Consider the following 25,275-nt stretch of genomic DNA (forward strand, 5'->3'; position numbering starts at 1 on the left):
ACGGTGGTATCGCTTGGGCAATACTTGAACGTCGATTGGCCCTAGCCCTTCTTCTGAAGGTTCTCCTGTTCCTTGCGCAATGCGTCAGCCGTTGTTTTGATCCAGGCGTTCCAGTCTGCTGGCGGGTTGTTCACCGCATTGATGAGATGCTTGTAATAGGCCTCCTGGAGCTTGAGATACCAGGGGAACTTGGCCGCGGCGAAATCATCCATCTGCAGCTTGCTGCTTTCGACGAAGGGCTTGAGGCCAGGCGTCAGGCTGCTCGTATCCAGATCCCCGCGCACGCTTCCGCCCATGTTGTTGAGCGATATCTGCTGCGCTCCCTTTGAGACGATAAACTTGACGAATTCCTTCGCGGCTTCCTTGTTCTTCGCATTCTCGGGAACCGCCATGCCGCGGACCGATCCCACGACCATAGCGCCAGGGCCAGGGCCAGCGCCGATCGTGGGATAGCCGCCGACAATATAGTCTCCGGCTGGCGGCGACTTGTCCCACTTGCCGACATTCCAGTTACCCACACGGAACATCCCGACACGGCCGCCTTCGATGAGCTGGTACATATCGGTAAAGGTATGGTTTACCGTTTCTGGCGACACGAGCTTATAGTCGGTAAAAAGCTTCAAATACTCGATCGTGGCCTTGGCGACTTCCGGCTGATCGATGATTACATCGCCCTTGTCATTGACGAAAGGATGGGGAAGGCTGTTGCCGTAGACGAGCAGGTTGATGCCGCCGTTGATCATCGACGCGGGGTCGCCGGCCTGCATCGCAATTCCGAAAGTATCCTTGCGGCCGTTCCCATCGGGATCGTTTTCCTGGAACTTCTTCGCGACGCGCAGGACGTCATCCCATGTCTGCGGGTAAGGCTCTCCCACCTTCGCCAGCCAGCTCTTGCGGACGCCGAGACCTGTCATCGTTCGCTGGAACGGGATCTGCAGAACGCGATCCTGGTAGGTGGACGCCGCCACGTCGGCTGGCGAGATCGCCTTGCGATCGTCAGCTGACAATTGATCGAGCGCCGGCTTCAGGTCGGATAGCTTCCGCGTCGTCTGTTGTATCTGCACAATCCGCGGATTGTCATTGAAGATGATATCGGGTGCGGTATTCGTATTCAACGCGGCAATGGTGCGGCTGAACCATTGATCGGTCGGCATGGACAGCGATTTGATCGTAACGTTGGGGTGCTCCTTTTTGTAGAGCTCGCTCATCTGCTCGATCATGCGCAGTCCGTCTTCACCCTTGTCATGCCAAATCATGATCTCCTGGGCGCTGGCACTGGCGGAGAGGAGCATGCCCCCGGCCACACCCGCGATTATCAGACGCACAATACCCCTCATGGCGATCTCCCTTGTTGGCGGCAGCCTGCTTGTCGCGGGCCTTCATGTCGTCCTGATCATTGTTACGCAAATTTTCCTGTCAACGAAAAGTTGCGCAAATTTCGATTTCGTGCTGATCTGGGATCGACATTCGCGCATCTGATCCGGTATGAACCATAGGCCGCGCTTCACAAAGGAACGGTTGGGACATGGCGGCTGGATGAGTTGCGAAATTACGCAAATTTGCGCGAAGGGACCAATCTCCCTCGATTGGTAGCTGCCAGTCCAACTTGAAGACCATGGAGCGCCGCAGTTTGGGCGCGCTCACGAGAAGACCAGGGACGGAAACCATGTCGATCGATCTGCGCCGGTTCATCACACATGCCGAGGCCATTGTTGCCAATCATGCTCTTGAACCGGGTGTCTACCGTCGCTGGAACACGCAGGCGGATGATGGTTCGCGGGACCTCGGAGTCAATCCATACGGATGCGCCGACGCGGCCAATATTCTCTACACCATCGGACGCTTCCCGCGAGAGCCGAAGGAGCGCGTCGCGTGGGTCGAGGCGCTGCAAGGGTTGCAGTCACCCGAAAGCGGGCTGTTTGAGGAGCCGACCCACCATCCCATCCACACCACGGCGCATTGTATCGCCGCGCTGGAGCTGTTCGACGCGGGGCCCTTGCATCCGCTCACCGCTTTGCGCTCCTACACCACAGCCGAGGGCATGCGGGACTTCATCGCCTCCCTGGATTGGCGTGGGAATCCGTGGCGGGAGTCCCATCGCGGGGCAGGTCTTTATGCCGCGCTGGTGCTCGCCGATGAGGTCGGCCTCGCCTGGGAAGACGCTTATTTCGCTTGGCTTTGGGACAATACTGATCCGGCCACGGGCCTTCTTGCCGGGCGTGATCTGCCCCGCATAACCCATAGCGGCACGACGACGATGGTGCCGCATATGGCCGGTACCTTTCACTATCTGTTCAACATGCAATACGCGCGACGGCCCCTGCGCTATCCGGAGCGGCTGATCGAGAGTTGTCTGGAGATGGAAGCCGAGCGGCAGTTCCCCCTGGGCGAGCGCATTGGCTTTGCCGAGATCGACTGGTTCTACTGCATGAACCGTGCGCTGCGTGCCTGCGACCATCGCTTCGGCGAAGCCCGGAGCGCGATGGAGAAGCTGGCACGTCGCCTCGGAGATTTCGTGTCGTCGCTGGACCCCGCCACGGACGACGGCCTCAACGACCTGCATGCCCTGTTCGGCAATCTCTGCGCCTTCGCGGAAGTACAACAGGCCTTGCCGGGACTGGTCATAACGGATCGTCCCCTGAAGCTCGTTCTCGACCGTCGTCCTTTCATCTAGCGAAACGACATGCCGAACTCCACCGAATCAAGTCCTCCCTATGCCACGGCTTTTTCCTCGCTTGGTTGCCCTGAGCTGGAGATCGGCGCCGTTGCCGCTCTGGCAAGGCGATACGGGATTGCGATGATCGAGCTGCGCGCGCTCGGCGGCGGGACCGATCTGCCAGCCTATTTTTCCGCCCGCTTCGGGACGCCGGAAAAATTGCGCGTCGCGTCGGCGGATTTCGCTGTCCCCGTCGCCGCGCTTGGCACCTCCCTGCGGTTGATCGGGAACAACAAGAGCGATCTCATCGACTTCCGACGGTATATCCCCTGGGCGCAAGCCCTCGGCGCGCCACACTTGCGGGTATTCGACGGCGGGCGGGCTGGCGATGAACAGGAGTTTGAACAGGCGGGCGAGACACTGGCCTGGTGGCGTGCGGAAAGTGCCGCGCTCGATCCCCCGGTCGACATCATCGTCGAGACGCATGACAGCCTGGCTGAGCCGGCCGCGCTTGAGACGTTCGTTGCGCGCCATCCCTGCTGCAAGCTCCTGTGGGATACCCATCACACCTGGAGGCGGAGCGGGGAGGCACCATCCCGAACCTGGGCGCGCATAGGCGAAGCCGTGGTCCACATGCACGTGAAGGACAGCGTCGCCGCGCCGGATACGCGCCACGGCTATCGTTATGTCCCGCTCGGCGCGGGCGAGTTTCCCTTGTCCGATCTCCAGGACGTCCTACGGCATTCGCAGTTCTCGGGGGTCGTGAGCCTGGAGTGGGAGCGCCTGTGGCACCCCGCACTCGCGCCGCTGGATGCGGTGTTGCCAGACTTTGGTTCGTTACTCGCGGCCTGATCGGGAGGGTGCTCGCATTCCATCCGGGGACGATGACGTAACCGCCTTATCCCATGGGATACCGATATGTCGCTCCATCGGGTCGACCTTGGATCCCATCCCCTTCTCCCTTGCATCAAAAGCGACAGTGTCCATGCATCGCCCAATCGCCGTCCGCCCAACTCTCGCCTTTGCCTTCGATCCGGAGCGATACGCGGGCGCGCTCGACAGCAGGGATCTCGCGCGCCTCGCCACCATTGCCGATGTCCTTGATGACGAGCCGATGCAGACCTATCACGACGCACGCGCCGCGAGGCTGCTCGCCGAGGCTGACATTCTGGTGACAGGCTGGAGGGCTCCTCTTCTGGACACGACTGCCCTCGCGATGGCCCCCCGCCTCAAGCTCGTTGGCCATCTCGCCGCGACGGTGAAGCAATTTCTCTCCGAGGACGTCTGGCATCGCGGCATAAGTGTTACGGCCGCCGTCAACGCTGTCGCGCTGCCTGTCGTCGAATTCACGCTGGCATCCATCGTATTCGCCGCGAAACGCGCCTTTACGCAATCGCAACAATACAGGCAGCATCGTGAGATAAGCTATGGCGGCCGTACGACGCATGATTGCGGGCTGCTGGGCAAAACCGTCGGCATCCTCGGCGCATCACGCGTCGGCATGCGAGTCATCGAGCGGTTGCGGGACTACGACTTGGAAGTCCTTGTCTATGATCCCTACCTCGCGCGAGAACACGCCATCGCCCTCGGCGCGGAGAAGGTGGACAACCTGGATGATATGATCGGACGTTGCGATATTCTGTCCGTTCATGCACCAATCACCGATGAAACCATCAATATACTCGATGCGCGGCGCCTCGCTTTGCTCCAGAATGGTGCTACGCTGATCAATACCGCGCGGGGTGTACTGATTGATCATGCCGCACTGGTGAAAGAGCTCCTGTCCGGGCGCATTTCCGCGAGCCTCGATGTGACCTATCCGGAGCCACTGCCCAAGGATTCGCCGTTGTTCGATCTTCCCAACGTCTTCCTGACGCCCCATATCGCGGGGCCGCAGGGGAGCGAGCGCAGGCGCATGCTGACCGCCATCATCAACGATATCGAACGCTATGTCGCCGGCAAGCCACTTCTCGGCGACATAGCGATGACGTCCCTGGCGCGGATCGGATGAAGGTGTGATGAGGGCGCGGTCGCGGATAGCGACCGCCGCCCTTCAGGCCATGCGGTCGTAGCTCGCGGCGGTAATTTCATGCCGCAGCGGTTCGCCCCGCGTGAACCGTTCCACTTCCGCGACGATGAGATCACCTTGCCGCCAATGCCCGTCCTGCGTGTGCCCTGCCGCGTGGGGCGACAGGTGCACATGCCCTCCGAGATCGCGGAACGGGCTCGTCATGGGCAACGGCTCGACATTGAACACGTCGAGCGCCGCGCGGATACGTCCGGTGCGCAATTCCGCCAGCAGGGCCCCTTCATCGACCAGCGGCGATCGCGCCATGTTGACGAGGAGCGCGCCATCCTTGAGCCGTGCCAGTTCGGCCGCTCCAAACATGCCGGTGGTTTCGGGCAGGAGCGGCGCGTGCAATGAGACCACGTCGCTTTGCGCGATCAGTGTATCAAGCGGCACCCGCTCGGCGCCGAGTTCCCGCGCGGCCTCGTCGCTCATCACCGGATCGGTGACGAGGATCCGCGCGCCAAACGGGCGGATGAGCCGGATGACGGATCGACCGACATAGCCGCCACCGACGATGCCGACGGTCAGCGCGCCAAGGAGCCGGCCGGGATAGCGGTTCCGCATCTCCCAGCCCGCGCCGGACTTCAAACCGCTGTCGAAGGCGTCTCCATGGCGAAGCGCCATCAGGATCTGCGCCAAGGTGAACTCGGCGACGGAATCGCCGATGGCCGCCGCCGCATGCGTGACGCGCAGTCCGTCCGCCACGGCTGCAGCCGGCACGAGGCGACGAATGCTGCCCGCGCAATGCGCGACCAAACCCAGTTGGTCGCAAGCGTCGAGATAGGGCTCAAGCGGCGGCGTTCCCCAACCGGTGATGCAGACCGCCGCCCCCTCCAGCAGTTGCGCCATGAGCGGCTCGGTCAGTGACGTCTCATCGGTCATCCGCACCCGCGCGAAGCCTCCCAGTTTCTCCAACGCGGCCTCGCTGAGCACGAGGCTGCGGGCCTCCGGCGGAAGCAGAATTGTGACGAGGGGATGGTTGCTGGCCGCATTGCTCGCGGATGTGTGGATGGCAAAGCTCATGATAAGGTTCCGCCGGTCATAGGAAGGATCGGAATAGTTACTTCGCCAGGCGTCGTGCGACGAAACCATGGTCGGCACGGCTGATGTCGATGAGCTGCGGGTAGGGCAGGCGATAGTGGCTCTGCTGGGAGAGCACGCCCTCGAAGCCGGTTGCCTTGAGGTGATCGATGATGTCGTGCCAAGGCACCATGCCGTCGGAGAGCGGCATCCAGTCCGCATGCCAACGCCGCTGCCCCTCCGCATCGATCTCACCCGGAAACCAGCCGCCGTTCTTGGCTCCGACGACCGATATCCATGGCGCCAGCGCATCGAAGGTGACTTGCCAGTGTTCCCGCCCTTCCTGAACAGCCTGATTGCCGGGATCGACGAAGGCCGTCATGAACTGCGGATCGCAGCCATCGAGCAGAGCCAGCATCTGGGCGCTCGAGCTGTGGATAGTGCCGCCATGCATCTGCAAGGCCAGCCGAACTCCCGCGCGTTCGGCAAGGCGCGCAAGTGAAGCCAATTGACGCCGCCCGCGGTCGCGGATGGCGGTATAGCCCTGTGCGGGATCATAGCGCCAATAGCCGATCCGCATGAGATCGATGCCGGAGGCCGCGCAATGGTCGAGGATCGCGGTCGTCGCCGGATCCTCCGCCTCGGTGATATCGGTCGTCACCATGGCGACGGACAGGCCCCTATCACGCAGCCCGCGAACCAGATCGCCCAGCGTGCCGATGGTGGCCGGCGCCACGTGCCATCCATCCCGAATGAGCAGGTCAATCGCGCCGAAGCCGAGATCCCGGACAGTGTCAGCCATCGCGGCGGCGGATACATCGCGAAATGGCTTGGTGAAGAATGCGTGTTGCATAGGTTATGGCCTCATCAGGCGGCGGAGGGAGCGGCGGCAATGCCAGGCGCTGCCGGTGACGACGGGCTCACCCGCCCGAAGACATCACGCGCCTGGACCTTGTAGAAGCCGGCTTCCTGCCCGACGGTGTGCAGATAGACCGTCGACAACAGGGCGACGGAATTGACGACGCGGTAAGGCCCGTTCTCGCTCGCGCTCCAGAGAACGTCGAACAGCTCGAGGCTGTCCGCCCCACCGCTCTGCCAGAACAGCACGGTGTTGACCGCGCCATTGAGGCCCGCATAGGAGGTGAGCCTCAGATCTCTCGGCGCGCCGGGGCTTTCGTCCCCGCGACGGGCGAGCACCGCGAGAGCGACGCCCGGAAGAGCGATATCCAGCGTGAGTGTGGCCTGCCGGCTCGCGGCGGACACGTGGATCTGCTCAATCGAAAGTGCCGGCTCCTGAGCCGCGCGCATGGCGGTGAGCGCTTCGACGCTCGGCTTGTCGAGATCATCAAGCGTCTCCCAGACCGAATAGGGGTCCCCGCGCCCGTCCTCGATGCGAAACAGTGCCAGGGCGTAACTGCCCGGCGCCAGGTTGTCGAAGGTGAGGCGAACGGAACGCTCGCCGGAACGTCGGAAGGAATCCACGCTGTTATAGACGAGGATCGCGGGATCGCCCCCGCTTAGCCGGGTGGCGACCGCACCAAGTCCATCGCGATCCGGATCAAGCGGATCACCGCTCACGGCGAGCCGCTCCTCGCCCAGCCAGGCCAGCAGTTCCATCACCGATAGCGCCGGCTTCTTGATGAGTTCGAAGGGCTCGGGTTCCCCGATGCGCTTTTCGAGGGCGCCGATGTCCGTCAGGTGTTCGCTCTGCGCCGCTTTGATGTCCTTGTCGCCGAAATAGGCGAGATGGGTGCGGTTGCCCCAGCGGCCAAGGAAGCCGTTGTCGTTGCTCAGCACGGGATAGTCCACCCCCTCGGCGTCGATAAGGAGACGCTGATGCTGATCGATGATCTTCGCCGCGAGCCCGGCGAAATAGGGCAACCCGTGCCACGTATGGTGAATGTGCCAGCCAATCTGGGGATCGCATTCGTTATTGATGAAAGGAAGATGGGCGAAGCGGGGATGGTGCTGCCTGACATAGTCAACGGCCATCATCTCATGCTGGCAGATGGCCAGCGAGTTCGGCGTAAGGTCCTCGGCGTGTTTGCGCGCGCCCTTTTCATGCACCGAAATAAAATCAAGGCGAACGCCGCGCTCTCCGGTGAAGAAATTCTCGCCCGTGTCGCAATGGGCCAGGAAAGACTTGAAAATCGGTGGAATACGCCGGGCGACGCCGGGCCCGCCGAGCGTGATGTCTGGCTCAACGGCGCGCAAGCCCTCGTGACAGGCGTCATAATAATTGTTGAAGCCAGTCTCGCCGCCGAGCTTCCACCAGATGTCCGGCTCGTTCCATGTTTCGAAATACCAGCTGCGCAGCTCCTCCGCGCCAAAGCGCGAGCGGTAGCGTTGCGCGAGCTCGGCCATGAAGTCGCGCCAGTGGTGGACCTGATCACGTTCGTTGAGATCCGTGAAAAGATAGGACGGGTTTCCCATGAGCTCGAAAAAAGGCTTGAGGCGGTATTCGAGGATGACATCGAGCGCAAGGTCGAGCCTTGACCAGTCATACCGTCCGAAGCGTTCAGCCGTGACGAGGTCGAGCATGTAATGCACGCGCAGATACTCGATGCCACGGCGTGGAACACCACCGACATAGGCAAGCGTCTGCTGCATTTCCGGCTCAAGCAGGAGTTCGGCCGGGGAAAAACCCGTGGATCGCCAGAACCGGCGGAAAGGCTCGGCCTCACTCTTCAGATCAACGCGGATAGCGGTAGTGCCGGACATGTCAAAGTCTCTCAATCATGGGGGGCATCCGGGAGCGTCGCATGTGCAACGTCGCTCTTGGGCGATGCCTGACGACGAGCGTGCCAGAGCCTGTTACTTGAATTTATCCCGCATGGCCTGGATACCCGGGATCGTCTCCGTGAGATGGAGATGCGCGGGATCGAAATATTGGACCAGTCCCCGATGCGCTTTTCCGACCAGGATCGTGAAGATGTAGGATCGATGACCAGGTGATGTGACAGTGGGATGATAGCCGCTGTCGACGAGGACTGTGTCGCGATCGCGCGTCATGAAGCAGGTTTCCTTCTCGCCGTCATAGGTCACCTGCACGCCGAAGCCCGAGGGCGGCAGGAAGCGATAGTGATAGAGCTCCTGATGATCGGTCTCGCCCTCGCCGCGATCGGTATCATGTTTGTGGGGCGGATAACCGGACCAGCAGCCGTCATCCGCGTAGAGCTCACTGACGAGGAGATGGCCGGTACGGCCGCGGCCGTTCTGGCCCAGGATATGCAGGATACGCCGCCGGCTATGGGTTCCCGGCGAACCGACCTCCACCGTCTCCACCTCATCGGGCCGAATGCGAAAGGCGCTGTAGCGTTCCTCGGTCAAGCCGCCGGCGATCGCGACCTCGACAGGCACCGCCAAAGCCTCGATTTTTATCGTGGCGCCGAGCGGCGCGTAGACGGAATCGGCGACGCCTGACCATACGTCCGCGCGGCCGCCGACGGCCGCGAAGCGCTCTCCATGGACCAGGATGTCGGCCGTGCCGGACATCAGGACGATGACGCATTCATGACGCGGCAGCCGCAGCTCGAATATTTCTCCGGGGGAGAGCCGGATGCAGTTGAAGTACACACGATCGAGCACGGCGTCCTCGACGAGGATGGCGCGATCGGCGCCGTCGTGTTGGCGGATAAGCTTAGGCATGTTGAACCTCTGGGCTTGAACCCATATCCACGCCTTGCAACGCAAGGTCCTCGGCGTGATGACAAGCAATGGTGCGGCCTTCGAGCCTGCGCAGGGGCGGGGTCTCCGTCTTGCAGCGATCTGTCGCGAAGCGGCATCGCGGATGGAAGCTGCAACCGGCGGGGCGATTGGCGGGATCAGCGACCTCACCGGCCAGGTGAATGCGGCGCCCACGGCGCTTGAAGCCGGGATCCGGCACGGGAAGGGCGGAAAGAAGCGCCTCGGTATAGGGATGCATCGGACGCGCGAAGAGTTCCGCCGCGTTCGCGATTTCCACGATCTGGCCGACATACATCACCACGACGCGGTCGCAGATATATTCGATGACACTGAGATCATGGCTGACGAACAGGTAGGTGAGGCCGAACTCCTGCTGCAGGTCCTTCAGAAGATTGAGCGTCTGCGCGCGAACGCTGACGTCGAGCGCTGAAACAGCCTCGTCGAGTATGACGAGCCGTGGATTGGTCGCCAAGGCACGGGCAATGCCGACGCGTTGCCGCTCTCCGCCGGAAAAGGCATGCGGATAGCGACGCGCGTATTCCGGCCGCAGCCCCACGCGTTGCAACAGCTCGCGGACCCGCCCCTCGATCTCGGAGCGCGGCAGGAGATGGTTGACCTTGAGCACCTCGCCGACAATGTCGATGACAGGCAGGCGCGGATTGAGGGAGGCCTGCGGATCCTGAAAAACGATCCTGAGGTCGGTGCAATAGGCGAGACGCTCGTTCTCACTCAAAGCCGTCAAATCGATCATCCGACCGTCGCGGTCGCGATAGCGGATCGTGCCGGACGAAACCGCGTGAATGCCGAGAATGCAGCGGGTGACCGTGGACTTTCCGCACCCGGATTCCCCGACCACCCCGAGCGTCTCACCGGCCATGATGTCGAAGGACACGCCGTCGACGGCCCGCACGGGCCGGCTCTTGCCCCGCCCGAAAAGGGTCGTGCGGGGCGCGAACACCTTGGCGACGTCGCGCAATTCCAGCAGGGTCTGCGCGCCCGCCGCACCGGCGAGGGCTTCGCTGGCCAATGCTTCACCTCGAAGTGCTTCAGCCATGGCGAAGGGTCCTCTGCGTGTGAGCGGGCGGGTTCTGCGTCACGTTCTGAGGTGGGCGAATGGCCTCGGGCAGGACGCAACGGACAGACCGACTGCCGCCGAGCGCCACGTCCTGCGGCGCGGTCACGTCACAGACACCGGCGATCGCAAAATCACAGCGGGGATGGAAATCACAGCCCTTTGGCCTGTCGAAGGGGGAGGGCACCATCCCGCGTATCGCCGCCAGCCGCGTATCGCGCCCGGCACCGAGCCGCGGCACGGATTTGAGCAGCGCGCGCGTATAGGGATGGCGGGGATCGTAGAAAATCTCCTCGACGCTGCCGCGTTCGACGACCTTGCCGAGATACATGACGACGACTTCGCTCGCGACCTCCGCGACGACGCCGAGATCATGGGTAATGAAGAGAATCGACAGGCCGGACTCTTCCTGCAACTCCACCAGGAGATCGAGGATATTGGCCTGGGTCGTGACATCCAGCGCCGTGGTCGGCTCGTCGGCGATCACCAGCTTCGGTCGGCAGGAGAGGGCGAGCGCGATGCAAACCCGCTGCCGCATGCCACCCGAGAACTCGAAGGGATAGCTGTCGAGCCGCTCGGCCGGCTTGGGAATACCGACGCGCGCGAGCATCGCGGCGGCCCGCTCGGCGGCTTCCCGGCGGCCGAGCTTGAGATGGCGGCTGATAACGGGCACCATCTGCTGGCCGATCGTATGGACTGGAGAGAGCGCCGCCATCGGCTCCTGCGAGATGAAGGACACATCCTTGCCACGCAGGGCACGGATGGGCTTGCCGCGCGGGTCGAGCTTGCCGATGTCGATCGTCCGCCCGGGCTCGGGATGATAGAGCACGTGACCATCGACGATGCGCGCCGTATGCGGCAGCAGGTTCATCAGCGAGCGCCCGGTGATCGATTTGCCGGAACCGGATTCACCGACGATGCAAACGGTTTTTGCGCGTGGAATGCCGAAAGTGACACCATCGACCGCACGAACAAGCCCGTCGTCCGTCGCGAAATGAACCTTGAGGTTCTCCACCTCGAAGAGGAGGTCTTGGGAGAGGCGGTCTTGCGGTTCGGCCGCCGGTCGCGTGGCGCGTGGCTGGCTCGCGCCCGCCTCAGGAATAGGGGTCAGCCGCATCACGGATCCCATCTCCAAGGAAATTGAGGGCAAGGACGGCGACGACAACCGGGATGCCCGGCAGGAACAGCCAGGGCGCCTGAGTGAGCGCGAGCAGGCTCTGCGCATCCTTCAAGAGGACCCCCCAACTCACCACGGGCGGCTTCAGGCCGATGCCGAGGAAGGACAGCGCGGTCTCCGCAAGGATCATCGCCGGAATTGCAAGCGTCACCGAGGCGACGATATGGCTGGTGAAGGACGGGACCATGTGATGCCAGATCACGCGCTGTCGGCTGCAGCCGTCCAGGCGCGCCGCCATCACGAAATCCTCCGTCTTCAAGGAGAGAAAACGGCCGCGCACCACACGCGCCAGATCCGTCCAGCCGATCAAGGACAGGATCACCGTGATCCAGAAATAAACGAGAAGCGGATCCATCCGATCCGGAATGGCGGCCGCAAGTCCCATCCACAACGGAATGGTGGGGATCGACTTGAGGAAATCGATCGTCCTTTGCACCGCCTGATCCGCCCAGCCGCCGTAATAGCCCGAGATGCCGCCGAGCAGAATGCCGAGGACGAGGCTGATCGTGACACCGACAAGGCCGATCGACATCGATATGCGCGTGCCGTGGATGGTGCGGCTGAGAAGGTCCCTTCCGAGGCGATCCGTGCCCCATAGATACATCGGCGCGCTGGGATCGACAGGACCAATGAGATGGCGCTCGGCCGGGATCAGGCCGAACAGGTGATAGGGCTCGCCCTTCACAAAAAAGCCGACGGGATAAACGCGGCTCTCATCGATGACGAAGCGGCGCTGGAGAGCCACGGGATCGAGCTCGACCTTGTATCCATTCACGTAAAGCAGCGCGAGATCGCCATTTTGATCGCGACCGAACATCTTGAGCACTTGCGGCGGTGAATAGATGTAACGCGGGTTGTAACGATCCGAGGAATAGGGCGCCACGAATTCCGCAAACAGCGCCACCGCATAGATTGCCAGAACGATGAATCCGCTCCAGTAAGCGAGCTTGTGCTTGCGAAAACGCCGATAGATAAGGCCCCATTGGCCGAGCTCGACGAGCTTTCGGCGTGGTGGGGCGAGGCCACCGGTGGCAGTCGCGTCGGTCATTGCGAAGACCTCACTGATAGCGCACGCGCGGGTCGAGCCAGGCGAGCAGCAGATCCGACAACAGGGTGCCGATGACTGTCAGGGCCGACAGGATGAGGATGAAGCTGCCGGCGAGATACATATCCTGTGCGAGCAGCGCGCTGAGAAGGAGCGGCCCGGCGGTCGGCAGGCTGAGCACGACGGACACGATCACCGCACCGGAGAACAGGTGCGGCAGCACCCAGCCGATCGTCGAGACAAAGGGATTGAGCGCGACACGCACGGGATACTTGAACAGGAGCTCCATTTCACCGAGGCCGTTGGCCCGGGCTGTCTGCACATAGGGCTTGTGCAACTCGTCGATCAGATTGGCGCGCATGACGCGTATCAGCGCAGCCGTACCGGAGGTCGAGAGGATCAGCACAGGCAGCCACAGATGCGCGGCGAGATCGACGAGCTTGGCCCAGCTCCACGGCGCGTTGACGTAGGCCGCCGAGAACAGCCCGCCAACGCTCATGCCGGCGTAGCGCGACAGGATGTACATGAGCGCCAGCGACAGCAGGAAGCTCGGTATGGCGAGGCCGATGAAGCCCAGGAACGTCACGACGTAGTCGAGCACGGAATAGCGCCGGACCGCACTGTAGATCCCAATCGGCAGGGCCAGCATCCAGGTCACGATCAGGGTGACTAGAGACAGGAGCAAGGTCATGCCCATGCGGTCCCACAGCAACTCGGAGACCGGCTTGTTCCATTCAAAGGACTGGCCGAAGTCACCATGCAGCAGGATGCCGGTTATCCAGCGCCAATACTGGATGTACCAGGGCTGATCCAGCCCATAGCGGGCCTTGAGACCGGCAAGCGACGCGCTGTCGAGATCGCCGCCCTGTTCCGCCATCTTACCGGCGAGCGATGTCAGAAAGTCACCCGGCGGCAACTGGATGATGAGGAACGACACCACCGAGACCGCAGCCAGTGTCAGCGCCGTATAGACGACACGTTGTGCAATGAAGCGCCACATGATCACTCCTTCGCCGCAACGTCCACGGCGCAGCCTCGCGATCGCATCCCAAATCCGCTGACCTGACGTCAGGGACGCCTATTCGGTGTTGGGTGGGAGGCGCGCTTGTTGGGCGCGCCTCCTCGTGCCTTATTTCATGAAGTATTGCTCAGGGTTTGTCGGCCCTGGCGTCACATAGAAGGCCGTATCGGGCATGATCTCCGGGACGTTGTGAAAATTGGTCTTCACGACGCCGTAGTTGTCGGGATCCATATCCGTGCCGATCACAGGAAATTCCTCGCCAGTGATCGCCAGGATCTGCCGCATCAGCGCGAGTTTGCCTTCGTCACTGACGGTCTTCAGCAGTTCGGTGTAGAGGTCCTGCTGCTTCTTGGCCCAGGCCGGCGGCTCCTCGGCATTCGGATCCTTCGGATTCTGGTAGTAGATGCCCCAGGCCGAGCCAAAGGCTGACTGGTTCTCGTAGGGAAAATACCATTTCGGATCAAGGAGCCCGAGGAAATCATAGCCACCACCGCCGATCCACACGAGGCCTTCCTGATCGTTGGCCAACATGCGCGCCACGGCGAATGACGATTCAATCGGCTTGGGTTGCATATCGACACCCACGGCTTTCCAATATTTACGGATAAGCTCTAGGGCATCGATATGATCTTTTCGCGCGGTCTGAACATCGATGGAGAACGCTATGCGCTTGCCGTCGGGGCCTATGCGATAGCCCTGGTCGTCACGCTTGGTGAAGCCCGATCGATCGATCGCCTCGTTGGCGGCCTTTACATCGAATTTCGTATACTGGGTGGCGAGCTTCTCGTCGTAAAGCGCCGTTCCCGGCCGCGGCACCGCCTGATAAGGGCGCGACTGTCCAGCGTAGAGAATGTCGTTGATTTCATCGCGGTTGATCGCCAGCGACAATCCTATGCGGAAATCCTTGTTCTGGAATACTTGCCGCAGAACCGGATTTTTGACGGTCTGGTTGAGGCAGATGAGCATGCCATTCGACCAGGCCGGCTGAACCTTGAACAGCTTGTAGCCGCCTTGCTCGCGATGCGCGGCCAGCACCATGCCCGTTTCCAGCGAATTGAGCCGCTGTGCCTGCATGTCGAGGCCGCCATTGGTGGCCTTCAGAATGACGGATTGGACATCGCCCATGACGTCGTAGGTGACCCGGTCGATGTAGGGCAGCTGGTTACCCTCGGGATCAACCTTGAAATAATAGGGATTACGCTCCGCGACCACCTGCGTTGTGCCGGTGTAAGGCACCGTCAACTTCCAGGGGTCAAGCACGGGGCGTGATGCATCCCGCCAGCGGTCCGGCGACTGCCAGTTGCCGACTTTGGCCTGGATGAGAGCGACCCAGCTCGGAGAACCGGCCGCCTTCACCAGTTGATCGACATCGGGATTATGAGCCTTGTGGAATTTCTTGAGGTAATGCGCCGGCGATCCCGCCAGGATATCTGAACCGAGATTGCTGGCGAGGTAATATAGCAGCATACCGTTTGGAGTTTTAAAGCTGAACTGGATCGTTGAATCGTCCACCTTCGAAACGACAACCGGGTCATTCCCGGATCTCAGCCAGCGTGGAACCGCCGGCGTGATCTCCTTGTTCATCAGGATGTCGTTGTACCAGAACAGGATATCATCGGCGGTAAACGGTGTTCCGTCCGACCACTTGATGCCCTTGCGAAGCTTGAAGGTATAAACGGTGCCGTCGCCATTGACCGAATAGCTCTCGGCGACATCCGGCACGACTCCCGTCCACTGCGGATCCCAGCGCACAAGGCGTGTATAGCCTATCGTGCGCTCCAGCAGTCCGTCGGAGGCTCCCACGAGCGCCTGCCGCCACGTGCCGCCATAGCTGCCGATGGAATTCACGGGTTTGACGACCAGAGGATTGTCCGGAAGACGCTGCGCGACAGGCGGAAGCTTGCCTCCGGCGACCTCCTTGGCGAGGCCCGGCGCCTCCTTGTAGTCCGCGGCCAGTGCTGCGCGCGTCGTCAGTTCCGAGATACCAAGAACTCCGCAGCCGATGGACAGGTACAATATCGCGCGTCCGAGCGCGCGTTGGCTCGTCAACATGAGCGACCCTCCCATATGCGCCTTCTCGATCGATGTCGGGGCGTTGAATCTACGTTATCGTTATCGTTGCAATTGCGTCAAGGACCGGACATGAATTTCTCACGATATAATCATGAAGCTCATGGATAAGGTGATATTGCTATGCTAACAACGCCGCAGAGACTTTGAGCGCACGCGCTACGATAGATTGGAACGATAACGCTATCGTTAAATGATGATGGATGCCAAAAGCCCGCCGCGGTCGCCCGCGCAATCCTCTGAAGCCGTCGCCGAGCCGCCGGCCGGGCGGCCCGTGACAATCATCGATGTCGCGTCGGCAGCCGGTGTCTCGCCGATGACGGTTTCACGCGTTCTCAACAGCAGGGGGGGCGCGAGCGCCGAGACCCGCGCCCGCGTTCTGGAGATCGCCGGGGCGCTGAACTATCGGCCGAACAGCTTCGCCAAGAACCTGCGTATTGATCGCTCGAAGGTCGTGGGCATCGTCGTTCCGGATATCGCCAACCCGTTCTTCCCGGAAATCATCCGAGGCGCGGAGCTCGCGGCGCGGCCCGCGGGTTACACCCTGCTGACGTCCAATGTCGTCGAGGACCCGGCGCGGGAGGAGGAGGTCATTGGCACGCTTCTCGAGCGCCGCGTCGACGGTATCATCCTCTGCAGCGCGCGCCTCGAGGAGAAGCGTCTCCTCCGCGCGATCGACGGGCACCGCGCCGTTGTCCTCATCAACAGGGTCGTGCCACGACGAATTGCCGGCACCATCGAGATCGACTATGCCTCCGGCGTCGAAACCTTGGTCGAGAAGCTGATCGCCCAGGGGCGTAGCCGGTTCGCCTTCGCGTCCGGCCTCTCGACCTCCTATGGCGGCCAGAAGCGCCGTGGCGGCCTTGATCGCGCGCTCGCCCGGCATAATCTTGCCCTTGTAACGGAAGTTTCGAGTTCCCCGGATCTCGCGGGCGGCACGGAGGTCGGCCGGGCCTTGCTGCCCCATCGCGGCGAGATCGACGCGCTGATCTGCTACAACGATCTCATCGCGATCGGCGCGATGTCCGTGATGAAGGACAAAGGCATCGCCGTGCCGGAAGAGATTGCGGTGACGGGCTGCGACGACATCCCGGTGGCGGCGCTCGTTTCTCCGGCACTCACGACCTTGCGTGTGGCCAAGCAGGATCTGGGTGAGCTCGCCATGCGGATGCTCCTGGACAGGATCGAGGAGCGCAACACCCAGCATGGCATCCTGATCGAGCCGGATCTGATCGCCCGCCAGACGACCGATTTTCCCTTTCCCTAGTCACATCCCGACACGCAAGTACGGCACCCGAGAGCAAGCACAATGAGGTTGCCCCAAAGTCATCCTCTCCCAGGGGCGGACAGGCGGGCGCCGGCTAGATGCACAGAGTTGTGACGAGCAGAACGCGTCGCGCGCAGCTAGAAGGTTGCACCGATATCCTTGGTGGCGCCCTTATGATCCTTGACCGTCGTTCAGCTCTGAAGTTCTTGGGATTATCGTCCGCGGCGGCGGCTTTCGCCGGTGCCCTGAAAGCAGAGGGGCTCCAGGCCGCGCCCAATGCGTCGGCGGGCCTGCCATTTGCGCTCACCACGCCGGTGCATATCGAGGAAGCGGCGTTGCGTGTCCGCAACCTGGATATCATGGCGGCCTATTATCGCGACGTGCTAGGCTTGCGCGAAATCCGGAAGACGGAAGACGGGATCGTTCTGGGCGCGGGCTCCGAGGCGCTGCTGCACCTCATTCATCGCCCAGACGCAAACCAAGAGAGCCAAAGGTCCGCGGGGCTCTTCCATATCGCGTATCTGATGCCCTCACGGGAGGATCTCGCCCGCTGGCTGGTCCACGCGGCTATGCTGCGCGTCTATATCGATGGCTTTGCGGACCACAATGTCAGCGAGGCGATCTATCTCACCGATCCGGAAGGAAACGGTATCGAGGTTTATTCCGACCGCCCGCGCGAGCGTTGGACATGGCAGGGCGATCTGGTGACGATGGGCACCGAACCTCTTGATATCGACGATATCCTGCGGTTGGCGGACACCTCGCACGACACTTATGTCAGCGCGCCGCAATCTCTCAGGATCGGGCATATCCATCTGCGTGTCGGTGAGATCGCCAAGGCAAGGGCCTTCTATCAAGATCGGCTGGGGCTCGCTTCAACCCGGGGAGATCGGCCGAACGCCGCGTTCCTCGCGTCCGGCGGCTACCACCACCACATTGCCGTGAATACCTGGAACAGCGAAGGCGCTTCTCTGCGCGATTCACGGGATACAGGCCTGGATTGGTTCTCGCTGCGGGTCATGGAGACGAGCCTTCACGCCGAGCAGAAGCGACGCTTCGCCGAGAGTGGCGCTGTGCAAGCCGTCGATGGCGGCTTCGAGACGACCGATCCCTGGGGCACGAAAGTGAGGCTGCTCGCGAGCTAGGGGCAATCGACATTCAAGTATGGCCAAGAGGTAGCACCGTCATCACCGGGCTTGTCCCAAGATCGGATTTATCCGATCTCGGCACTGCCCTGGAACTCGGCAACAGCCAGTTCCAGTGATCCCGATAGGAAGGGCGCCTCCATAAATCGGGATGGCCGGGACGAGCCCGGCCATGACAGCTGAGAAGGCTGAATGTCGCTTAAACCTAGAGCCAGTCTGCCTGTTGCCGACCTGCGGTCGCATGTTCGGCTGCGGAGGCGGACACGGTCACCAAAAACAGCATCAGACGTCGAGCGTGCTGACCTCCCAGCTGACACGGCGGACGCCTGCAAGCCGGCGTATGGAACTGACGGCGGTATTGAGTTCCTGGGCATCGACCGTGGTGCTTACCAGCGTCGCGACGATCTGTGTACGATCATCGGTGCTCGGCTCCATCTCGATGTCGGCCACCGGATACTTTGCCTTCTTCAAGACCTCTGTAATGCGTTCCCGGATATCCGGCGCGAGATGCGTCTCCGCGAGCACCCGGACTTCGTAGGTGGCTTCGGAGCCGCCCTCATCGATAGGCAACCGGTTGATCGCATTGACAAGCGGATGCAGCAAAGTATTGCCAGCCAGGATGAACAGCGTGACCAAGCCGGCCTCCGCCAGTCTGTCAGCTCCGGCGCAGGCCCCGACGGCTGCCGACGCCCACAGGGTTGCCGCGGTATTCAATCCGCGGACATTGCCACCGTCCTTCATGATGACGCCCGCGCCAAGGAACCCCACGCCGGACACCACATAGGAGATGACACGCGCGGCCCCGTCCGTTCCTGCGATCAGGAGCGCGAGATCCACGAAGGCCGCGGCGCCGACCGCAACGAGAACATTGGTGCGCAGTCCGGCGCTGCGTTGCCGATATTGACGTTCGACGCCGATCAGCGTGCCGAGGAGGAATGCGCCGAGCAAGCTCACAAAGGTGTCGAGCAAGGCGGTCAGATTGAATGTCTCTACGAACTGCATCGATTCGGCCGGCCTCAATCTGTTATCCGGCTCACAACATACATGAGCTTGGCCGCAATCCATGTGACGGCGCGTTGCACGGGTTCGCCATGCCGATTGCCGCGAGCCGCGCGAAAAAAATTTCGCGGTCATGGAATAAGTCGTCGCACCAGGCGTCTTCCTTGGGCGGTCAGATGGACCGTGGGAGAAGAAGCGATGCTGACACCAATCATTCGCGCAGCCATGCTGGTTGGAACCGTTTCTATGGGAACCCTTGCCATGGGAACTCTTGCCATGGGAACTCTTGCCATGACCGACGGCGCGCTGGCTCAGGCGGCTGCGCCCGCCAAGGTGGCCGAGACGTCCAAGGGCAAGACCCTCGTCGATGCCAAGGGCATGACCCTCTATATCTTCGACAAGGACTCGGCCGGAAAATCCGCCTGCAACGGCACCTGCGCCTCAAACTGGCCACCGCTGATGGTTGCGGCTGGCGCCAGCGCGAGCGGCGACTGGTCGATCGTGACCCGTGACGATGGCTCCAAGCAGTGGGCCTACAAGACGAAGCCCCTCTACACCTGGGTCAAGGATACGAAGCCCGGTGACGTGACGGGTGAGGGCGTTGCCAACAACACCTGGCATGTCGCGGCGCCCTGACGGGCCCTATGCTGAAACGACAGCCGGAGCGCCTCGTCAAAATGCCGCTGGTGCTCCGCGTTCTGTTGCTGTCACATAGGACTGCATACGCCCGGCGGCGCCAGCCGAAGGGCGCGAGCCCCGTGGTGTGTCGCCTTGGATGACGTTGCCGCTCTCCTGGAACCGCAGATACCGGCCCTGCGTCGCTATGCCTACGCGCTCGTGCGCAACCACGACGGTGCGGACGACCTTGTTCAGGATTGCCTGGAACGGGCCGTCGCGCACTGGTATCTGCGCCGTCGCGATGGTGATCTCCGGGCTTGGCTGTTTACAATCCTGCGCAACCTCTACATCAGCGATTTCCGCCAGAGGCGCAGACGCGGCACGGAAGTCGATATCGATGATGTCTCCCTGAGCGTTCACCCTGTCCAGGACGCGGGCCTCGATACCCAGGATGTGCTGACCGCGCTCGACCGCCTGCCCGAGGAGCACAAGGCCGTCCTGCTGCTCGTCGGCGTTGAAGACCTTTCCTATGAGGAGACCGCGAGAGTTCTTGGTATCCCGCGCGGCACAGTGATGTCGCGCCTGGCGCGCGCGCGCCAAAGCCTGCGCGGATTGATGGACAAAGGTGGTGGGACGTGGCTTCGGAGGGTGAAATGAACGGCTTGCAAGCGCCCATCGGCGAGGACGACCTGCAGTCGTTTGTTGACGGCCGTCTCGGCGGCGAGAGGCTGGCGGTTGTCGAGAATTATCTGGAAGCCAATCCCGATATCAGGTCACGTGTGTCGCTGGAAAAGCAGCAGCGGAGCGCCCTCCGAAGCGCCTTGCAGGCGAAATTCTCTGAACCCGTCCCGGCGCGGCTGCGCATCGCGGCCATTCGCACAGCCCGACGGCAACTCTGGCGGCGACGGATTGCGGGGGCGGCCGCCGCTCTTGTCCTCATGGCCGCCGGTGGCGCCGGAGGCTGGTTCGCGCGCGGACAGAGCACGGCGCTAGCGCTTGGCACAACCGTTGTCACGCGCGATGCCGTCGCGGCCTATCGCACCTTCGTGGTCGAGGTCGCGCATCCCGTGGAGGTGGGCGCAGCGCAGGAGGCCCATCTCATCCGCTGGCTCTCCAAGCGCCTTGGGCGCCCCCTGAAAGCCCCAGATCTGACCCAGTTCGGCTTCCATCTGATGGGCGGCCGGCTCCTTTCCACCGACGCCGGCGCCGCCGCACAATTGATGTATGAGACGACCGGGGGACGAAGGCTGACCGTCTATGTGCAGGCAACGCAAGGTGTCGAGACCGCGTTTCGCTTCCGGCAGGACGGGGACGCCGCGACTTTCGCATGGCTCGACCAGGGTTATGGCTTCGCGGTGACGGCGAACTCCAACAGAAGCGAGTTGCTGCCTATCGCTGAAGTCGTCTATCAAAGCCTTGATGGCGAGATGCTGCAACAATAGGGCGTGATGAGAGTGCATGCCCGATCTTCGTGTCGCCGCGATGTGTAAAATTCAGTCACAGGAAGGCTCAAGATGCCGCGCTTGAATGACGACGCGCTCGATCAACTGTTTCTTGAAGCGCGCACGGCAAACAAATGGCAGGATAAGCCGGTCGGGGAGGACATCATCCATGCCCTCTACGACCTGCTCAAGTTCGGGCCGACTTCGGCCAATTGTAGTCCGGCCCGCTTTCTTTTCGTGCACACGCCGGAAGGCAAGAAGCGGTTGAGCCCAGCCATGTCGTCCGGTAATCGCGACAAGACCATGGCGGCCCCTGTGACCGCTATCGTCGCCTACGATCCGCGCTTTGCCGATGAGCTGCCCTTTCTCTTTCCCCATCAGGATGCGCGGCCGTGGTTTGCGGCGCCTGAAGTCGCGCATGAGACCGCATTTCGCAACGGCAGCCTGCAGGGCGCCTATCTCATCATGGCGGCGCGCTCGCTGGGCCTCGACTGCGGGCCGATGAGCGGCTTCGACGCGGCGAAGGTCGAGGCTGAGTTCTTCGCGGACAACGGCTGGAAGGCCAATTTCATCGTCAATCTCGGCTATGCCGACCCATCGGGCACCCTGGAACGTCTGCCGCGACTCGCCTTCGACACGGCCTGCGCGATGGCGTGACCCGCCTAAAAGCGGAGGCTTGCCACCTCCGCCCGTCGACGCCCGCCGTGCCTATCGCGCTCGGCGGGACGCCCGCGATCAGATTGCCGACCCACCTCAATTGCTTGATTGACACTATGTTCTATCAATAGAACTTATACCGTGGCGGTCCTGCAAAAAGAGGTGCGGAATCATGAGACGGCATGTCGTCGCGGCGGCCCATACATCGTCTATTCTGCTTGATCGCGAGGCATGTATCGCCAAGGCCTGCGCCCTGATCGAAGAGGCAGGTCGCAGTGGGGTTGAGCTGCTGTGTTTTCCCGAAACCTTCGTGCCGGGATTTCCGTACTGGATCAATCTCTATCCGCCTGGCCAGCAATACGGTATCCACGTCAGCTATCTCAACCAGTCCGTGGATCTTTCAGCAGGAGACCTCAACCCCGTCTGTGAAGCGGCTGCCCGCGCCAAGGTCACCGTCGTGCTCGGCATCAGCGAGCGGGACGGCGGCACCATGTACAACGCCCAGGTCTTCATCGGCGCGGACGGACGGCTGCTCGGCAAGCACCGGAAGCTGCAGCCGACCTTCGCGGAGCGGATGCTCTGGGGACAGGGCGACGGCTCCACCCTGTCGGTGTTCGATACGCCCGTCGGCCGGGTCGGCGGCTTGATCTGCTACGAGCACATGATGAACCTCGCCCGGCAGGCCCTGATCGTGCAGGGTATCGAGCTGCATTGCGCGAGTTGGCCCACCTTCGCGAGCAGCGCCGGGCGTGGCTCAGCCTTTGACGTGACGGTGGAAACCGTGATGCGCGCCCATGCGATCACGGGACAATGCTTTGTCATCGTCGCGGAAAACCCCGTGACGGCACAATATCTTGAAGCGATGGAGACAGCGCTCGGTCCCCAGGAGGTGCTCGGCGTCGGCGGGGGATGTTCCACGATCTACGCGCCGAATGGTGACATCATCGCGGGCCCGCACAAGGGGAGCGAAGAGACGCTGGTCATTGCTGAGATCGATCTCGACGCGATCGCCCGCGCCAAGGTGCTGGTCGATACCGCGGGCCATTATGCGCGACCCGGCGTGCTCGATCTCGTCATCAATCGCCGCCCTCTCACAGGCTTCTCGGAAACCGGCCAGACGGAGACGTGAGGCGCGGCGCGCCTCACGCGGCATCGTCTGGGGGCAATTGACATTCAGCCTTCTCAGCTGTCATGGCCGGGCTCGTCCCGGCCTCCCGATGGATCGAGGCGCCTTTCCGGTCGGGATCACAGGAACTCGGCTGTTGCCGAGTTCCCTATGAAGAGCCGAAATCGGGTAAACCCGATTTCGGGGACAAGTCCGGCGATGACGGTGGTATCTCTTGGCCAATACTTGAATCTCGATTGAACCTAGTCCGACGGGCCAGTGGCGCGCTTGACGGCGTCGACAACCATGGCGGGGGTTATCGGTTTTGCCGCATCCTCGAGCGACGCCTGGCTCTTGATCATGATGAACCGGCGCAGGCCCGGGGGGGTCGCCAGCGCCGCATCCGCAAGCGCCACGCTCGCCTCGATCGGCCATTCCGCCTCGAAGGCGCGCCGGCTCGGACCGTGCTGCACGCTGAAGCGCGATGGACCAGCCTTGATCCCAGCACGGAGCGCAGCTGTCCGCTCCTGATCGATCTCGCGCTCGGTGATGACGACGCCGTATATGGCTTCGGCCTCCTCGGTGGTCAGCATGCCGTCCAGCACATCGCGCAATACCGCTTCCGGCTTCCGTTCCACCGGTGGCCCGAAACCTCCACCCGATGAAGAAATCATGCGCAGCAGATCCCTCTCACCGAGGCGCAGGACCTTGATTCGGCCGATCCGCACGGGGGAGGTCTCCGGGTTGAGCGTGGCGACGCTGTTGCCGCCGGCGGTGCCCCCGAAAACGCCCCAGGGCTGGAAACGAAACCGGTCGAGCCCGCGCACCGTGATGGTGACTTCCGGGGCTCGGCTCTCGAGCTCGATCGCGACCGCCGCCCCGCCGCGATGACGACCATGGCCGAAGCTTGAGGGTACGAGCTCATGACGGCGCACAATGAGCGGCGTCTCCACCTCGACATGCTCGATGGGCGTGCTCTTGAGAAAGCCGATCATCGTATCGTTCGCGTCGACGCCATCCGCCCGAACGCGTCCGCCCGAACCGCCCGAGAAAGGCTCCACCACGGCGACCCGGTTGCGACCGGTTCCCGGATCGATCCAGGCCGACGAGATGATGCCGGCCTGCCCGGCACCGCTGGCGGCGATGCCATCCGGAAGGGCCTGATTCAGACAACCGATCAACGCATCGTATGTCCGCATCACGGCGACGAAGCGGTTGCCCATGGCCGCCGGATATTCGGCGTTCATTACGGTTCCGGGGGGCGCGTAAGCCTTGATCGGCCGCATGATGCCGCCGTTGATCGGGATGTCCGGCTCCATGGTCTGGATGTAATTGGTGAGGCCAAGGCACAGAAATGGATGCGTGCGGCTGCCAGTCGCGAAATTGAAGGCGGCGTGCACTTGCGGTGAGGAACCGGAATAGTCCACCTCCGCCTCATCGCCCCGGATGGTGAGGCGGCAGTGGATGTGCACGGCAGCCCCGGAGTCGTCCCCTTCGATATAGTCGGTAAACGTGTATGTACCATCCTTCAAGGCGCTGATGACCCGTCGGGCTTTTATCTCTGTATGGGTCATCACATCATCGACGCCGCGATGGAAGGTCTCGACCCCGACTTTGGCGCAGAGCTCATTGATGCGCAGATCGAGAAGGCGCATCGCCGCCATCAGCGCTTCGAGATCGCCCCAGACGGCATCCCCTATGCGCGAATTATCCTTCAGGATATTAACGACATCCTGGTTGATGACCCCGGCCTTGACGAGTTTCGTCGGCCGCAGACGCAAACCTTCCTGAAAACATTCGAATAGATCGGGGGAAATACTTCCCGGAACGGCGCCGCCGATATCGGACGCGTGCACGAAAGACCAGGCGAAGCAGGCAAGCTTGCCATCCACAAAGATAGGGCGCGCCAGATGGATATCCATCATATGCGTAACGAGCCCCCAGGTACTAAAGGGGTCGTTCGAAATGAGCACGTCGCCCGGTGCGAGCTCGTCTTCCGGGAAATGCTGAGTCAGTCCGGCAATCGTCTGGCCGCTGCCAGAAACCACGCCTGTCAGCATGGGATAGGCAAAGAACTCACCCGAGACACGGGCGACCGCGACCTGGAAGTCCTGCGTCTGCTTGACGAAGGTCGTGTGCGCTGTGCGATAGGCAACCGTGGCGGCTTCTTCCGCGATCGCCGTGAAACGGTTCTTCATGATTTCCGTCTGGACCGGATCCATG

General features: G+C 62.2%; 22 protein-coding genes. 10 read left to right on the forward strand and 12 right to left on the reverse strand.

The genetic code is table 11. The features are described from left to right. Positions 1–41: 41 nt before the first annotated feature. Positions 42–1,337: an ABC transporter substrate-binding protein gene (locus KIO74_RS22105; protein ID WP_213336739.1), complete on the reverse strand. Its 1,296-nt coding sequence runs from the start codon at positions 1,335–1,337 to the stop codon at positions 42–44. A gap of 329 nt (positions 1,338–1,666) precedes the next feature. On the opposite strand from KIO74_RS22105, the gene KIO74_RS22110 reads away from it, so the two are divergent. The 3 genes from KIO74_RS22110 to KIO74_RS22120 all read left to right on the forward strand — a co-directional run bounded on the left by KIO74_RS22110 (position 1,667) and on the right by KIO74_RS22120 (position 4,667). Further along, positions 1,667–2,674, forward strand: a complete 1,008-nt coding sequence (locus tag KIO74_RS22110; RefSeq protein WP_213336742.1) for a hypothetical protein — start codon at positions 1,667–1,669, stop codon at positions 2,672–2,674. 9 nt (positions 2,675–2,683) lie between these two features. Next, positions 2,684–3,508: a sugar phosphate isomerase/epimerase family protein gene (locus KIO74_RS22115; protein WP_213336745.1), complete on the forward strand. Its 825-nt coding sequence runs from the start codon at positions 2,684–2,686 to the stop codon at positions 3,506–3,508. A 133-nt stretch (positions 3,509–3,641) separates the two neighbouring features. Next, positions 3,642–4,667 carry a hydroxyacid dehydrogenase gene (locus KIO74_RS22120; RefSeq protein ID WP_213336747.1) on the forward strand — a complete coding sequence of 342 codons (1,026 nt, stop codon included), beginning with the start codon at positions 3,642–3,644 and terminating at the stop codon, positions 4,665–4,667. Positions 4,668–4,709: 42 nt separating this feature from the next. Here KIO74_RS22120 and KIO74_RS22125 read toward each other — a convergent pair whose 3' ends face one another. From KIO74_RS22125 to KIO74_RS22165, 9 genes are all read right to left on the reverse strand, one after another. Continuing rightward, positions 4,710–5,750 (reverse strand): hydroxyacid dehydrogenase, encoded by a 1,041-nt coding sequence (locus KIO74_RS22125; protein WP_213336749.1) that lies wholly within the window; start codon positions 5,748–5,750, stop codon positions 4,710–4,712. Between the two features lie 37 nt (positions 5,751–5,787). Continuing rightward, positions 5,788–6,600: a sugar phosphate isomerase/epimerase family protein gene (locus KIO74_RS22130; RefSeq protein ID WP_213336752.1), complete on the reverse strand. Its 813-nt coding sequence runs from the start codon at positions 6,598–6,600 to the stop codon at positions 5,788–5,790. Between the two features lie 14 nt (positions 6,601–6,614). Next, the gene (locus tag KIO74_RS22135; protein WP_213336755.1) at positions 6,615–8,468 is read right to left on the reverse strand and encodes a GH39 family glycosyl hydrolase; all 1,854 of its coding nucleotides are present in this window, start codon (positions 8,466–8,468) and stop codon (positions 6,615–6,617) included. 93 nt (positions 8,469–8,561) lie between these two features. Next, entirely contained in the window at positions 8,562–9,395 is an 834-nt protein-coding gene (locus tag KIO74_RS22140; RefSeq protein WP_213336757.1) for a 5-deoxy-glucuronate isomerase, read from the reverse strand. Beyond that, positions 9,388–10,488 carry an ABC transporter ATP-binding protein gene (locus KIO74_RS22145; RefSeq protein WP_213336759.1) on the reverse strand — a complete coding sequence of 367 codons (1,101 nt, stop codon included), beginning with the start codon at positions 10,486–10,488 and terminating at the stop codon, positions 9,388–9,390. Before KIO74_RS22145 ends, KIO74_RS22140 begins: the two co-directional genes overlap by 8 nt. Next, complete coding sequence (locus tag KIO74_RS22150) at positions 10,481–11,623, reverse strand: ABC transporter ATP-binding protein (RefSeq protein ID WP_213336761.1); 1,143 nt, start codon at positions 11,621–11,623, stop codon at positions 10,481–10,483. Before KIO74_RS22150 ends, KIO74_RS22145 begins: the two co-directional genes overlap by 8 nt. Further along, a complete protein-coding gene (locus KIO74_RS22155; protein WP_213336763.1) occupies positions 11,601–12,731 on the reverse strand; it encodes an ABC transporter permease in 1,131 nt (376 codons plus the stop codon). The genes KIO74_RS22150 and KIO74_RS22155 overlap by 23 nt, the downstream gene beginning before the upstream one ends. Before the next feature lie 10 nt (positions 12,732–12,741). Further along, entirely contained in the window at positions 12,742–13,728 is a 987-nt protein-coding gene (locus KIO74_RS22160) for an ABC transporter permease (RefSeq protein ID WP_213336766.1), read from the reverse strand. 129 nt (positions 13,729–13,857) lie between these two features. Beyond that, positions 13,858–15,801 (reverse strand): ABC transporter substrate-binding protein, encoded by a 1,944-nt coding sequence (locus KIO74_RS22165; protein ID WP_213336769.1) that lies wholly within the window; start codon positions 15,799–15,801, stop codon positions 13,858–13,860. Positions 15,802–16,012: 211 nt separating this feature from the next. Between KIO74_RS22165 and KIO74_RS22170 the strand changes: the two genes are divergently transcribed. Next, on the forward strand, positions 16,013–17,086 hold the full coding sequence (locus tag KIO74_RS22170; protein ID WP_249731434.1) for a LacI family DNA-binding transcriptional regulator: 1,074 nt from the start codon (positions 16,013–16,015) through the stop codon (positions 17,084–17,086). 173 nt (positions 17,087–17,259) lie between these two features. Further along, positions 17,260–18,231, forward strand: coding sequence for a VOC family protein (locus tag KIO74_RS22175; RefSeq protein WP_213336772.1), 972 nt, complete (start codon positions 17,260–17,262; stop codon positions 18,229–18,231). A gap of 282 nt (positions 18,232–18,513) precedes the next feature. On the opposite strand, the gene KIO74_RS22180 is transcribed toward KIO74_RS22175, so the two are convergent. Further along, positions 18,514–19,233, reverse strand: coding sequence for an MgtC/SapB family protein (locus KIO74_RS22180; protein ID WP_213336773.1), 720 nt, complete (start codon positions 19,231–19,233; stop codon positions 18,514–18,516). A gap of 258 nt (positions 19,234–19,491) precedes the next feature. Between KIO74_RS22180 and KIO74_RS22185 the strand changes: the two genes are divergently transcribed. The 5 genes from KIO74_RS22185 to KIO74_RS22205 all read left to right on the forward strand — a co-directional run bounded on the left by KIO74_RS22185 (position 19,492) and on the right by KIO74_RS22205 (position 23,076). Next, positions 19,492–19,866, forward strand: a complete 375-nt coding sequence (locus KIO74_RS22185; protein ID WP_502762133.1) for a COG4315 family predicted lipoprotein — start codon at positions 19,492–19,494, stop codon at positions 19,864–19,866. Positions 19,867–20,001: 135 nt separating this feature from the next. After that, positions 20,002–20,505 (forward strand): RNA polymerase sigma factor, encoded by a 504-nt coding sequence (locus KIO74_RS22190; protein WP_213336776.1) that lies wholly within the window; start codon positions 20,002–20,004, stop codon positions 20,503–20,505. Beyond that, on the forward strand, positions 20,502–21,290 hold the full coding sequence (locus KIO74_RS22195) for an anti-sigma factor family protein (protein ID WP_213336778.1): 789 nt from the start codon (positions 20,502–20,504) through the stop codon (positions 21,288–21,290). Before KIO74_RS22190 ends, KIO74_RS22195 begins: the two co-directional genes overlap by 4 nt. Before the next feature lie 72 nt (positions 21,291–21,362). After that, a complete protein-coding gene (locus KIO74_RS22200; protein ID WP_213336780.1) occupies positions 21,363–21,947 on the forward strand; it encodes a malonic semialdehyde reductase in 585 nt (194 codons plus the stop codon). A 172-nt stretch (positions 21,948–22,119) separates the two neighbouring features. Further along, positions 22,120–23,076, forward strand: a complete 957-nt coding sequence (locus KIO74_RS22205) for a carbon-nitrogen hydrolase family protein (protein WP_213336783.1) — start codon at positions 22,120–22,122, stop codon at positions 23,074–23,076. A gap of 239 nt (positions 23,077–23,315) precedes the next feature. On the opposite strand, the gene KIO74_RS22210 is transcribed toward KIO74_RS22205, so the two are convergent. Next, positions 23,316–25,274, reverse strand: a complete 1,959-nt coding sequence (locus KIO74_RS22210; RefSeq protein ID WP_213336786.1) for a hydantoinase B/oxoprolinase family protein — start codon at positions 25,272–25,274, stop codon at positions 23,316–23,318. Between the last annotated feature and the right edge of the window lies 1 nt (position 25,275).

It is taken from the genome of Chelatococcus sp. HY11 (assembly GCF_018398335.1).
GTDB lineage: Bacteria > Pseudomonadota > Alphaproteobacteria > Rhizobiales > Beijerinckiaceae > Chelatococcus.

Bases quoted from the DNA above. Each gene is read 5' to 3' on its own strand.
- KIO74_RS22200 (WP_213336780.1), top strand. From the start codon at position 21,363: ATGCCGCGCTTGAATGACGACGCGCTCGATCAACTGTTTCTTGAAGCG.
- KIO74_RS22185 (WP_502762133.1), top strand. From the start codon at position 19,492: ATGGGAACTCTTGCCATGGGAACTCTTGCCATGACCGACGGCGCGCTG.
- KIO74_RS22135 (WP_213336755.1), bottom strand. From the start codon at position 8,468: ATGTCCGGCACTACCGCTATCCGCGTTGATCTGAAGAGTGAGGCCGAG.
- KIO74_RS22115 (WP_213336745.1), top strand. From the start codon at position 2,684: ATGCCGAACTCCACCGAATCAAGTCCTCCCTATGCCACGGCTTTTTCC.
- KIO74_RS22110 (WP_213336742.1), top strand. From the start codon at position 1,667: ATGTCGATCGATCTGCGCCGGTTCATCACACATGCCGAGGCCATTGTT.
- KIO74_RS22170 (WP_249731434.1), top strand. From the start codon at position 16,013: ATGATGATGGATGCCAAAAGCCCGCCGCGGTCGCCCGCGCAATCCTCT.
- KIO74_RS22120 (WP_213336747.1), top strand. From the start codon at position 3,642: ATGCATCGCCCAATCGCCGTCCGCCCAACTCTCGCCTTTGCCTTCGAT.
- KIO74_RS22105 (WP_213336739.1), bottom strand. From the start codon at position 1,337: ATGAGGGGTATTGTGCGTCTGATAATCGCGGGTGTGGCCGGGGGCATG.
- KIO74_RS22180 (WP_213336773.1), bottom strand. From the start codon at position 19,233: ATGCAGTTCGTAGAGACATTCAATCTGACCGCCTTGCTCGACACCTTT.
- KIO74_RS22205 (WP_213336783.1), top strand. From the start codon at position 22,120: ATGAGACGGCATGTCGTCGCGGCGGCCCATACATCGTCTATTCTGCTT.
- KIO74_RS22160 (WP_213336766.1), bottom strand. From the start codon at position 13,728: ATGTGGCGCTTCATTGCACAACGTGTCGTCTATACGGCGCTGACACTG.
- KIO74_RS22125 (WP_213336749.1), bottom strand. From the start codon at position 5,750: ATGAGCTTTGCCATCCACACATCCGCGAGCAATGCGGCCAGCAACCAT.
- KIO74_RS22175 (WP_213336772.1), top strand. From the start codon at position 17,260: ATGATCCTTGACCGTCGTTCAGCTCTGAAGTTCTTGGGATTATCGTCC.
- KIO74_RS22195 (WP_213336778.1), top strand. From the start codon at position 20,502: ATGAACGGCTTGCAAGCGCCCATCGGCGAGGACGACCTGCAGTCGTTT.
- KIO74_RS22150 (WP_213336761.1), bottom strand. From the start codon at position 11,623: ATGCGGCTGACCCCTATTCCTGAGGCGGGCGCGAGCCAGCCACGCGCC.
- KIO74_RS22140 (WP_213336757.1), bottom strand. From the start codon at position 9,395: ATGCCTAAGCTTATCCGCCAACACGACGGCGCCGATCGCGCCATCCTC.
- KIO74_RS22145 (WP_213336759.1), bottom strand. From the start codon at position 10,488: ATGGCTGAAGCACTTCGAGGTGAAGCATTGGCCAGCGAAGCCCTCGCC.
- KIO74_RS22155 (WP_213336763.1), bottom strand. From the start codon at position 12,731: ATGACCGACGCGACTGCCACCGGTGGCCTCGCCCCACCACGCCGAAAG.
- KIO74_RS22165 (WP_213336769.1), bottom strand. From the start codon at position 15,801: ATGTTGACGAGCCAACGCGCGCTCGGACGCGCGATATTGTACCTGTCC.
- KIO74_RS22130 (WP_213336752.1), bottom strand. From the start codon at position 6,600: ATGCAACACGCATTCTTCACCAAGCCATTTCGCGATGTATCCGCCGCC.
- KIO74_RS22210 (WP_213336786.1), bottom strand. From the start codon at position 25,274: ATGGATCCGGTCCAGACGGAAATCATGAAGAACCGTTTCACGGCGATC.